The sequence below is a fragment of the Pseudoflavonifractor sp. SW1122 genome (assembly GCF_012027765.1).
Classification (GTDB): Bacteria; Bacillota; Clostridia; order Oscillospirales; family Oscillospiraceae; genus Enterenecus; species Enterenecus faecium.
On sequence record NZ_SJOS01000071.1, the window covers coordinates 1 to 10,787 of the forward strand.

Annotated in this window: 12 protein-coding genes and 2 tRNA genes; 4 read left to right on the forward strand and 10 right to left on the reverse strand. The window is 60.8% G+C overall.

Features of this window, described 5'->3' with window-relative positions; genetic code table 11:
• Window positions 1-237: 237 nt before the first annotated feature.
• Together E0L15_RS11515 and mltG are read right to left on the reverse strand one after the other, a co-directional pair.
• Window positions 238-1,449 (reverse strand): U32 family peptidase, encoded by a 1,212-nt coding sequence (locus tag E0L15_RS11515; protein WP_168125699.1) that lies wholly within the window; start codon window positions 1,447-1,449, stop codon window positions 238-240.
• Window positions 1,446-2,561 carry an endolytic transglycosylase MltG gene (gene mltG, locus E0L15_RS11520; protein WP_168125700.1) on the reverse strand — a complete coding sequence of 372 codons (1,116 nt, stop codon included), beginning with the start codon at window positions 2,559-2,561 and terminating at the stop codon, window positions 1,446-1,448. The genes E0L15_RS11515 and mltG overlap by 4 nt, the downstream gene beginning before the upstream one ends.
• Before the next feature lie 190 nt (window positions 2,562-2,751).
• Between mltG and E0L15_RS11525 the strand changes: the two genes are divergently transcribed.
• Window positions 2,752-2,919, forward strand: coding sequence for a hypothetical protein (locus tag E0L15_RS11525; protein ID WP_164488793.1), 168 nt, complete (start codon window positions 2,752-2,754; stop codon window positions 2,917-2,919).
• 55 nt (window positions 2,920-2,974) lie between these two features.
• Here the strand turns inward: E0L15_RS11525 and E0L15_RS11530 are convergent, their stop codons facing one another.
• From E0L15_RS11530 to E0L15_RS11540, 3 genes are read right to left on the reverse strand one after another with little or no spacing between them, the layout of a single operon-like run.
• A complete protein-coding gene (locus tag E0L15_RS11530; protein WP_168125701.1) occupies window positions 2,975-3,502 on the reverse strand; it encodes a 5-formyltetrahydrofolate cyclo-ligase in 528 nt (175 codons plus the stop codon).
• Window positions 3,499-4,056 carry a DJ-1 family glyoxalase III gene (locus E0L15_RS11535; RefSeq protein ID WP_168125702.1) on the reverse strand — a complete coding sequence of 186 codons (558 nt, stop codon included), beginning with the start codon at window positions 4,054-4,056 and terminating at the stop codon, window positions 3,499-3,501. Before E0L15_RS11535 ends, E0L15_RS11530 begins: the two co-directional genes overlap by 4 nt.
• Before the next feature lie 13 nt (window positions 4,057-4,069).
• On the reverse strand, window positions 4,070-4,732 hold the full coding sequence (locus E0L15_RS11540) for a thymidylate kinase (RefSeq protein WP_168125703.1): 663 nt from the start codon (window positions 4,730-4,732) through the stop codon (window positions 4,070-4,072).
• 477 nt (window positions 4,733-5,209) lie between these two features.
• Here E0L15_RS11540 and E0L15_RS11545 point away from each other — a divergent pair, with 477 nt between their 5' ends.
• The 3 genes from E0L15_RS11545 (at window position 5,210) to E0L15_RS11555 (ending at window position 8,013) form a co-directional block, all read left to right on the forward strand.
• Window positions 5,210-6,202, forward strand: a complete 993-nt coding sequence (locus E0L15_RS11545; protein ID WP_168125704.1) for an ABC transporter substrate-binding protein — start codon at window positions 5,210-5,212, stop codon at window positions 6,200-6,202.
• A gap of 70 nt (window positions 6,203-6,272) precedes the next feature.
• Window positions 6,273-7,226, forward strand: a complete 954-nt coding sequence (locus E0L15_RS11550) for an ABC transporter permease (RefSeq protein WP_087232132.1) — start codon at window positions 6,273-6,275, stop codon at window positions 7,224-7,226.
• The gene (locus E0L15_RS11555; protein ID WP_168125705.1) at window positions 7,219-8,013 is read left to right on the forward strand and encodes an ABC transporter ATP-binding protein; all 795 of its coding nucleotides are present in this window, start codon (window positions 7,219-7,221) and stop codon (window positions 8,011-8,013) included. The genes E0L15_RS11550 and E0L15_RS11555 overlap by 8 nt, the downstream gene beginning before the upstream one ends.
• A gap of 614 nt (window positions 8,014-8,627) precedes the next feature.
• On the opposite strand, the gene E0L15_RS11560 is transcribed toward E0L15_RS11555, so the two are convergent.
• From E0L15_RS11560 to E0L15_RS11580, 5 genes are all read right to left on the reverse strand, one after another.
• Window positions 8,628-8,712: transfer RNA gene (locus E0L15_RS11560), tRNA-Tyr, on the reverse strand.
• Between the two features lie 19 nt (window positions 8,713-8,731).
• A tRNA-Thr gene (locus E0L15_RS11565) sits at window positions 8,732-8,807 on the reverse strand.
• A 132-nt stretch (window positions 8,808-8,939) separates the two neighbouring features.
• The gene (locus E0L15_RS11570) at window positions 8,940-9,563 is read right to left on the reverse strand and encodes a hypothetical protein (RefSeq protein WP_168125706.1); all 624 of its coding nucleotides are present in this window, start codon (window positions 9,561-9,563) and stop codon (window positions 8,940-8,942) included.
• Between the two features lie 105 nt (window positions 9,564-9,668).
• Window positions 9,669-10,241 (reverse strand): STAS domain-containing protein, encoded by a 573-nt coding sequence (locus E0L15_RS11575; protein WP_168125707.1) that lies wholly within the window; start codon window positions 10,239-10,241, stop codon window positions 9,669-9,671.
• 61 nt (window positions 10,242-10,302) lie between these two features.
• A partial coding sequence (locus tag E0L15_RS11580; RefSeq protein WP_168125708.1) for an SH3 domain-containing protein occupies window positions 10,303-10,787 on the reverse strand: 485 nt, incomplete at its 5' end.

Genomic DNA, 10,787 nt, shown 5'->3' on the forward strand with positions numbered 1-10,787 from the left:
ATTTTAGATTATCCAAAAGGCAAAAGTTCGTGGGGGGCTTAGGGTAAATAGGCCCTCGGCAGAGTTTTCCCATCCGCAGATGGGAAAATAAATTGAAATCCGTTTTTCCCGGGGACATGCGCATCGGGAAAAACACATCTCAGCCCGCCAGTGTGGAATTGGGTCGCCCTTTGACCCAATTATGCATGCAGCGGGCTGCATCCCCTCAAAAAAATGCTTGCATTTTTTTGATTACTTTTAGGAGTTGGGGCGGCAGGCCCGCACCACCGACAGAGGCGGCACCGGGCGAGGGAGCTTCATGTGAAACACCATCTGCGGGTGCCGGGGCTGGGCCAGGGTGAAGCCCTCCCCGTCCGTCATGAGGGGCGCGGTGAGGGGAAAGGCGGGCACATCGGGGCCCACCACTTCGATCTGGTCCCCGGCGGTGAACTTGTTGCGCAGGGAGAGGGTGGCGTTGCCGTCCTCGTCGCAGTCGGTGACGATGGCCAGCACCTGCCAGTCCCGGATGTACCGGGCGGAGTCGGTGTACTGCCCCGGCTGGCCGTAGTAGAAGCCGGTGGAGTAGTGGCGGTGGCTGACCTTGTCCACCTCCGCCCGCCAGATGGGCTCCAGGGGCTTGCCCTCCACCGCGGCGTCAATGGCGTGGCGGTAGGCGGCGGTGGTCATGGCGGCATAGTAGGCGCTTTTGGCCCGGCCCTCGATTTTCAGAGAGTCCAGACCCGCCTGAAGCAGCTCGGGCACGTGGTCGATCATGCACATGTCCCGGCTGTTCATGATGAAGGTTTCCCCGTTTTCCTCGAAGACGGGGAAGTACTCCCCGGGCCGCTTCTCCTCCATGAGGGCGTACTGGTAGCGGCAGGGCTGGGCGCAGGCACCCCGGGCGGCATCCCGCCCGGTCATATAGTTGGACAGCAGGCAGCGGCCGGAGTAACTGACGCACATGGCGCCGTGGACAAAGGCCTCCACCTCCAAATCACGGGGGGCCTTGGCGCAGATCTCCGCCACCTCGTCCAGGGACAGCTCCCGGGCCAGGATGACCCGCTTGGCGCCCAGGTCGTGCCACACCCGGGCCATCTCATAGTTGGTGATGCCCGTCTGGGTGGACATGTGCACCTCCACATGGGGGGCGTAGCGGTGGGCCAGGCTCAGCACGTCCACGCCTGCACTGATGACGGCGTCCACACCGATGGACTCCAGAAACTCCAGGTACTCGGGCAGACGGGCGATCTCATCGTTGCGGGCCAGGGTGTTGCAGGTCACGTGGACCCGCGCCCCCTTGTCGTGGGCCAGCTGCACGGCCTGGGTCATCTCGTCCCGGTCGAAGTTGCCGGCAAAGGCCCGCATACCGAAGGCGTTGCCCGCCAGATACACGGCGTCAGCCCCGTAGGCCAGGGACATGGTCAGTCGTTCCATGTCCCCGGCGGGGGATAATAACTCTACGTTTTTCATTCTTCCACTCCGTACTTCTCCACCAGGGCCTGGTGCTGGGCGTAGGTCTTGGTGAACTCGTGCTTCTTGGTCTCGGGGTTGAGCACATAGTAGTAGTAGCTGGTGTTCTCCGGGTTGAGAGCCGCATACAGGGCGGTCATACCGGGGTTGGAGATGGGTCCGGCGGGCAGGCCCTTGTACAGGTAGGTGTTGTAGGGGGAGTCAATGGCCTTGTCTGCCTCAGTGGGCACCTTGCCGCCGTTGAGATACACCAGGGTGGCGTCGATTTGCAGGTAGCCCTGGGTCTCGGCATTGGTGTTCTCCAGACGGTTGTAGATTACCGAGGAGATCTTGGCGTAGTCCTCGCCGTCGGTCTCCTTTTCAATCATGGAGGCGATGGTGACAATGTCGTGGAGGGAGTACTTGCTCTCCTCGTTGAACTGGTCCATATAGTCCTCCATCTTGGACTCGAAGTTCACCAGCATCTTGTTGATGACGTACTTGGGGTCCTCACCCAGATAGAAGGTGTAGGTGTCGGGGAAGAGGTAGCCCTCCAGACGGTGGTAGTCGCCCAGGGGCAGGTCCTTGAGCCAGCTGAAGTTGTAGTCCCAGTTGGCGGACATATCCTGGAGCTGCTCCACCGTAGTGACCCCCTTCTCCTCCAGCAGCTGGAAGATCTGGTCGATGGTATAGCCCTCCTGGATGGTGATGTCAATGGTCTGACGGGTGGACGAGGACGAACTCATGTTGGTCACCAGGGCCCGGTAGTCCATATCGGTGTTCAGTTCATAGGTGCCCGGGGTGATCTTGTCGCTGGCGTTGGAGAACAGGCCATAGAGGTGGAAGAGGAACTTGTACTCAATGAGGCCGTTGTCCTTGAGGGAATCCACCACATCGCTGAACTTCTCGTCGTTTTCCACCTTGACGATGGCGGAGGTGTACTCCTTGTTCAGGGCCAGCAGGTCGTTGGCCCAGATCCAGCCCACGGTGGCCAGCACGGCGGACAGACCCACCACGAACAGCACATACAGCAGGGCGCTGGCCGCCTTGGTGCGGTGGGTTTTCTTCCGGTTGCGGGAGACCCGTGGCCGTCGCTGGGGCTCCTGGGGGGCGTGGGAACGTTGTTCTGACATGTCTTGTTTCACTCCTCATCAGGATAGGTTATCTGAAAAATTTCTTCTAAGGTCGGGGAACCAATCTCGCCGTGACCACATAGTATAACGCAGAAACGGGGACGGGCGCCGACTCCGGCGCCGCAGACCATGTGGTGTGCGGCGTCCGAGCCGGTACCTGTACCGGAAATCTGATGTGAGGTGACTTGTTATGTGTTGTGGTAACAATGGTTTCGGTGGCGGCTGCTGGTGGATCATCATCCTGGTACTCATTCTCTGCTGCTGCTGCGGTGGCGGTAACATGGGCGGCAACGGCTGTGGCTGCGGCAATGGCTGTGGCAACAACTGCGGCTGCGGCTGCAACGACGGCTGCTGCTAAAAAGCGCACGTATCCGTTGGGCGGAGAGGGGACCCCTCTCCGCCCTTGGCGTTTGTCAGGCGTCGGTGAGTACCAGCTGCACCGGCACGTCGTACTCGGCGTGGGGCAGCTGCTCCTGGAATCGGTCGGCGGGACACACGGACACGGTGAACCCGGTATAGCCCTTCAGCCACCGGTCGTAGTAGCCGCCGCCCTGGCCCAGGCGGTATCCCGCCCGGTCACACATCATGTTGGGTACCAGCACCACGTCCACGTCCTTCTGGGGGACGATGGGGCACACCCCGTCCGGCTCCGGAATGCCGTAGTGGTTGGGGATGAGCTGGTCCTGGCTGGTGATGGCCCGGGCCTCCATTTTCCGCTGGGGCAGACACACCGGAAGGGCCACCCGCTTGCCCATGGCCAGAAGCTGGTCAATGAGGGCGGTGGTGTCCGGCTCCCGACCCACGCCGTAGAAGACCATCACGGTGTGGGCCGCTTCCACCTGGGGCAGAGCCAGAAACTGCTCCAACAGGTGGGGGACATTGGCACGGGGAAGGGCTGCGGCCTGCCGGCGCAGCCGCTCCTTGAGCTCCTGGGGGGTCATGCCATGTAGTGAATGGCGTTCTGGACCTGGCGGGCCACGTCAGCCCCAGAAAGAGCGGTGAGCAGAGCCAGACCGAAGTCGAAGCTGGACCCGGCGGCCCGTCCGGTGATGAGGTGTCCCTCCACCACGAAAGGCTCCGTCATACAGGGCTCCACGCCCGCCTTCACCAGGTCCCCCTCCATGCCGGGGTAGCACACGGCGCGGGCTCCGGCGGGGATGAGCCCGGCCCGGGCCAGCAGGGTGGGGGCGGCGCAGATGGCGGTGAGCCACACCTGGGAATCGGCAGCGGCCTGGCGGATGAGGGCCATGGCGGCCTCGCTGTGCTCCAGGGCGTCCACACCACCCAGACCGCCGGGGAGCATCACCATGTCGCCGGGGGCCAGGGTCACCTCGGCCAGGGCCACGTCGGTGGTGACGGTGACACCCTGGGCGCTTTGGACGGTGGGGCCAGTGACACCCACCAGGGACACGGGCACATTGCCCCGGCGCAGCACGTCGGCGGGGGCCAAGGCCTCGGCGGTTTCAAAACCAGTGGCTAACAGAATGTAAACCATGATATCGTCCTCCTTATTCCAAAATCAGTTGCATAATTTCCTCATGAATGTCCTCTACGCCGCGCAGCTGGCCCTGGTCGTTGACACAGGAGATGCGCTTCCAGCCGTAGAGCTGGGCGGCCTGAGCGGCGGCCTGGGCGCAGGCGGTGAGGTAGTTGTTGTCCTCCTCGTGGATATCCGCCTGGGTATGGGTCACCGCCTCCCGGCGGCGGAGGTTGGCCACCGCCAGATGGGTGGGCATATCCAACCAGATCACCTGGTCGGGGCTGGGCAGGCCCATGCGCTGGTACTCCAAATCAAAGAGCCAGTGGAAAAACGCCTCCCGCTGGTCCTCCGGCAGTTTGGAGGCCTGATGCACGGCATTGGAGGTGGTGTAACGGTCCATCACCATCAGTCCTCCGGCTTCGTAATAGGCCCCCCACTCCTGCTTGTACCCGGCGTACCGGTCCACAGCAAAGAAGGTGGAGGCGGCATAGGCGTTGACATCGTCGGGGTGGGAGCCAAAGGCGCCCCCCAGATACATCCGCACCAGGGCCGAGGATTCCTCCCGGTAGCGGGGATAGACGGTGGTACGGAATTCCCGCCCCGCCTCATTCAGTGCCTGACAGCACAGTTGAAATTGGGTGGACTTTCCCGAGCCGTCCGTTCCCTCAAACACGATCAGTTTTCCAGCCATGGGGCTGACCTCCTTGGGCATACCTATCTATATCTCGAACATGCCAGCATTTTCTCGAGGGGGATGCAGCCCGCTGCATGCACAATTGGGTCAAAGGGCGACCCAATTCCACACTGGCGGGCTGAGATGTGTATTTTCCCATGCGCATGTCCTGGGAAAATACGTGATTTCAATTTATTTTCCCATCTGCGGATGGGAAAACTCTGCCGAGGGCTGCTGGATGATGCGAGATGATGGGGGTTCTTTACCATGAAGTTTTTTGGCAATCTACCATGGAACAGTATACCATACTCCCAGGGGAAAGTCCATGCCCGGCCAAGTTGTTTCCCTTTCGTTCACAAATGTGTAAATCCCCCCTTGACATCAATGCATTAAAGCATTATACTGTTTGCAACGAGCCGGGAGGCTCTTTGTTCAGACTCAGACACTTTGATGGCTAAAAGCGTTGAAGTGCCCATTTGGATAGGAGGAAGGAACATGAAACACAGTTGGAGAGCAGGCGCAGCGCTGTTGGCGCTGACCATGGCGGCGGGACTGGCAGGCTGCGGCGGCCAGACTTCCCAGAATACCCAGTCCGGCGGAGAGAAGGACAGCTATACCATCGGTATTGTGCAGCTGACCCCCCACGAGGCGCTGGACCAGGCCACCAAAGGGTTCCAGGACGCGTTGAAGGAGGCGTTTGGGGACAAGGTGACCTTTGATCTGGAGTACGCCGCCAACGACCCCGCCACCTGTGCCACCATCGCCAACACCTTTGTCTCCAGCGGGGTGGACCTCATCATGGCCAACGCCTCCTCTGCCTTGCAGGCGGCGGCCTCTGCCACCGGGGATATCCCGGTGCTGGGCACCTCGGTGACCGAGTACGGCGTGGCGTTGAAAATGGACGACTTCTCCGGCACCGTGGGCACCAACGTCTCCGGTACCTCCGACCTGGCCCCCCTGGACCAGCAGGCGGCCATGATTCAGGAGTGGTGTCCCGAGGCCAAGGCGGTGGGCCTGCTCTATTGCTCCGGGGAACCCAACAGCCAGTACCAGGTGGACACCGTCCAGGAGCATCTGGAGGAGCTGGGCTACACCTGCACCCAGTACGCCTTCTCCGACTCCAACGACATGGCGGCGGTGACCCAGACGGCGGCGGACAACAGCGACGTCATCTACGTGCCCACCGACAATACCGTGGCTTCCAACGCCTCCATCGTGGATAACATCTGCCGCCCCGCCAAGATTCCCGTGTTCACCGGAGAGCAGGGCATTTGCAAGGGCTGCGGCGTGGCCACTCTGTCCATCAGCTACTATGACCTGGGCGTCACCACCGGCGAGATGGCGGTGAAGGTGCTCCGTGGGGAGGCGGACATCTCCCAGATGCCCATTGAGTACGCCCCCCAGTTCACCAAGATGTACAACCAGGCCATCTGCGATGACCTGGGGCTGACGCCTCCGGAGGGCTACACCGCCCTGGATGCGGAATAAGGGAACACACCACCAAGAGAGCGGGGGAACCCCTCGCTCTCTTGTGTCTTGATTGCAAGGAGGAACAACCATGCTGGATTTTTTAAACGCCCTGCCTGGGGCCATCTCCCAGGGCCTGATCTGGGGCATTATGGCCATTGGCGTCTACCTCACCTATAAGATTCTGGACATTGCCGACTTGACCGTGGACGGCTCCTTCTGCACCGGAGGTGCGGTGTTCGTGGTGCTCTTCTCCCAGGGAATCAACCTGTGGGTGGCGCTGCTGGCGGCCACGGTGTCGGGCATGGCTGCGGGGCTGGTCACCGGACTGCTCCACACCGTGTGCGGCATTCCCGCCATTCTGGCCGGAATTTTGACCCAGCTGGGGCTGTGGTCGGTGAACCTGGCCATCATGTCCATGAAGGCCAATGTGGCCTTGAACATCATTAACCCCGACGTGCTCAACAAGCTGCTGGTGTCCCTGCGCTTTGTTCAGGACGTGGGGAAAGGCACCCGCCCCTTCTACCAGCACCCCATCTTTGTGGTGGGCGTGGTCACGGTGGTCATCATCGCGATTTTGTACTGGTTCTTCGGCACCGAGCTGGGCTGCTCCATCCGTGCCACCGGCGCCAACCAGGCCATGGCCCGGGCCCAGGGCATCAACACCCGGCGCAACCAGGTGCTGGGCCTGATGATCTCCAACGGCCTGGTGGCCCTGTCCGGGGCCCTGCTGAGCCAGTACCAGGGCTTTGCCGACGCCAACATGGGCCGGGGCGCCATCGTCATCGGCCTGGCCGCCGTCATCATCGGCGAGGTGATCTTCTCCAAGCTCTTCCGCAACTTCGGGTTGAAGCTGCTGGCGGTGTCCATCGGCGCCATCATCTACTACATGGTCATCCAGCTGGTGCTGTCTCTGAACCTCATGGACTCCAACTACCTCAAGCTGCTGTCTGCGGTGGTGGTGGCCGTGTTCCTGTCGGTGCCCTACTGGAAGGGCAAGTACTTTGCCAAGCCTGTGAAGCGGGGGGGTGTGAACCGTGCTTAAGATTGAGAATATCTACAAGACCTTCAACGCCGGGACGGTGAACGAGAAGACCGCCCTCAACGGCGTATCCCTCCACCTGAAGGAAGGGGACTTTGTCACCGTCATCGGCGGCAACGGGGCGGGCAAATCCACCCTCCTCAACGCCGTGGCCGGGGTGTGGCCGGTGGACGAGGGCACCATCACCATCGGCGGGGTGGACGTGACCCGTCTGCCCGAGCACAAGCGTGCCCGCTACATTGGCCGAGTGTTCCAGGACCCCATGATGGGCACCGCCGCCACCATGCAGATTGAGGAGAATCTGGCTCTGGCCGCCCGCCGGGGCAAGCGCCGCTTTCTAGGCGCCGGGATCACCAAGGCGGAGCGGGAGGAGTACCGAGAGATGCTCAAGCTGCTGGACCTGGGACTGGAGGACCGCATGACCTCCAAGGTGGGGCTGCTCTCCGGTGGCCAGCGCCAGGCCCTGACCCTTTTGATGGCCAGCCTGGTGAAACCCAAGCTGTTGCTCTTGGACGAGCACACCGCAGCTCTGGACCCCAAGACGGCGGCCAAGGTGCTCGCTGCCACCGAGACCATCGTCCAGCGGGATCACCTCACCACCCTGATGATCACCCACAACATGCGAGACGCCATTGCCCACGGCAACCGACTCATCATGATGTACGAGGGCCGGGTGGCTCTGGATATCTCCGGGGAGGAGAAGAAAAAGCTCACCGTGGAGGACCTGCTGGCCAAGTTCGGCCAGGCCACCGGGTCCGACGAGGCGGACGACAAGCTGCTGCTGGGATAAGAAAAAGGCCGCCTGTGGCATGTCCACAGGCGGTATTCTTGTAATGAAGAATGAAAAAATGAAGAATGTGCCTGCGGCACGGATTTTGGTTAGAGTGGGGCCCTGGCAGAAACCGGACGTAGGGGCGGATCATCCGCCCGGGTGGGTGCGCTGCCCTGGGTTCGGGCGGATGATATCCGCCCCTACGAGGCGCAACACCGGAAGGCTGGCAAGTGTGCAGACGAGCGAACTGGAAAAATGGCTCCCTCCGAGCCGACTTACGTCGGCCCGCCTCCCTCCCTGAGGGAGGCGTTGGGCTGGGGAATTCTTCAGGTCTCCGCCTCGTTTGAAATCCGTGCCGGAGGCACACCGCACTTATTACCTATTCACTATTACTTCTTACCTTCCAAAAATCGACCCATCGGTTTTAGGGAAGAGTGAATAGGGAAGAGAGAAAAAGTAAAAATCGACAAGCCCCTAACGGTGCTTGTCGATTTTTGGTGGAGGAGGATGGATTCGCTTTTCTGCGGAAAAGCCACGCCGGTTGCAGAGTGCCACTGGCACTCTGCTAAGAGCCGGCTTTCGAACCCACCCTCAGATGAAAAAAAGCAACCTCATTTGAGGTTGCTTTTTTTTGGTGGAGGAGGATGGATTCGAACCATCGAAGTCGAAGACAACAGATTTACAGTCTGCCCCCTTTGGCCACTTGGGTACTCCTCCATATGAAATTGTAGAAACGTGGAGCTGGTGGACGGATTCGAACCCCCGACCTGCTGATTACAAATCAGCTGCTCTACCAGCTGAGCTACACCAGCGTGTGTGGCACATCACGTTTGCAGCGAAGGTTATTATAGCAGGGGTCCCCCCTATTGTCAACATGTTTTCTCAAAAAAATCAAAGTTTTTTTCCATAGCCCCGGAACCCCCGGTCCCGGGGCTGTCATCGCCTTATTTCTCGCAGGCTCCAATGAGCTCCTTGGCGTAGGGCAGGGTGAGAATCACGTCACACAGGGTGTGCCACTCGTCCAGCTTGTGATTGCGCCGGGCATAGTAGATGTTGGCCAGCACCTCATAGTTGAGGGTGACGGTGCGCATCTGGTTGTAGCTGGAGGGGAGCAGCTGGATGAGGTCATACCAGTGGGTCTTGTCCTTGGTCTCCAGATAGCGATTGCGCACCTGCTCTAAGTAGGCGATGGTCCCGTCGAAGTGGGCCAGGGTCTCAGGGGTCATGTGGTCACAGCTGAAGTCGCTGCGCTCAAAGGCCTTGGCGTGGATTTTGTGCATGGTAGAGGTGGAGTTGGCCACGGTGCCCACCTTGTAGGTGTCAAACTCCTTCCACCAGTACATGGGGGCGGTGATGTCCATGGACACCATGATCTGACGGATGAACTTCCGGTGGTCGGTGCCGGCCGAGCACAGGCGTTGGGCCAGGCCAAGGTCGTTTTCACCCAGAATGTAGTTGCCCTGCTCGTCGTAGTAACTGTCGCTGCGGGCCCAGCTGTTCAGGGGATTGCGGGCGCCCCGCATGGCGTTTTCCAGATTCATCACACTGATATGGTCAACGGTAAGCATGAAAGAAATACCTCCTGTTAGGTATGAATTTTCTCCAGTATACCAGAACTGGGGCAAAACTGCAAGAAAGATTCCCGCCGTCCCCCGGACGGCGGGAATGAGAAGTTACACCGTTTGTTGTTCTTGGGCAATGTCGGACAGGGCATCCATGGCGCTCCAGTAGAAGGCGGATTCGCCCACCAGCTGGGTGACGCCGCCCCGGTCCATGGCGGTGCGGAAGGCGGGGCTGGCTCCGGTAAAGAAGACCCGGGTGCCGTGGGCCTGCTGGGCTTGGATGAACCGGGAGAAGGTCTGGATGCCTGTGGCGTCCACGGTGGACACGCCCCGCACCGAGAGAATCACCGAGGTGGTGTCGGAAGGCAGCTGGGCCAGGGACCGCTCCAGATACCCGGCAGAGCCGAAGAAAATGGCCCCGGAGATGTACACCACCCGCACCGAGGAGTGGCGGGGGTGATAGGACAGGTTGATGCGCTGGAGCCGCTGGGGGTCCACCTCGCTGATGGTCACCTCCACATGCTGCACGCACTTGACGGTGAAAATCACGCAGCACAGGGCCATACCCGCCACAATGGCAATGGACAGGTCAAAGAGCACGGTGCAGGCCAGGGTGACAAAGAAGGCCAGGGTGGCGCCCTTGAGCTTGTGGGAGAAGAGGTAGCGGCTGGAAAAGAATTGCAAGATGGAAACATAACACCACTGCAAGCTCCCTTGCAGTGGTGTTATGTACAAAAAGCTGAAATTAGTTGGCGTTGATGTAGTCGCCCATGATGTAGCCGATCTTGGTGCTGGAATAGCGGATCTCATACCAGTTGTCCCCGGCGTAGGAGACCACGGTGATGGAGTCGCCGTTTTTCAGGCTGGCCAGCACGTCATAGCTGGTGCCGGGGCCGGAGCGCACCCGCAGGCCGTTGGCGGCGTTCATGATGGTGCCCTTGGAGCCGTTGGGAATGTCACCGGACTCAGGAGTGGGTTCGGGCGTGGGCTCTGCGGTGGGGGCGGGGGTGACGGGAGCCGTAGACTGGCAGTACACGGTGCAGGTCACGGTCTGGCCGCCTGCGGTGGCGGTGATTACGGCCCGACGCTGGGTGCCGGAAGTGTTGACGTTGGTGACCACGCCGTCCTCGTCTACGGTGGCGCAGGTCTCATCGGAAGAGGACCAGGAGACGGTGCCCTCCCAATCGGCGGGGTCGAAGGTGACGGTGAGGGTGTGGGTCTGCTGGGGCT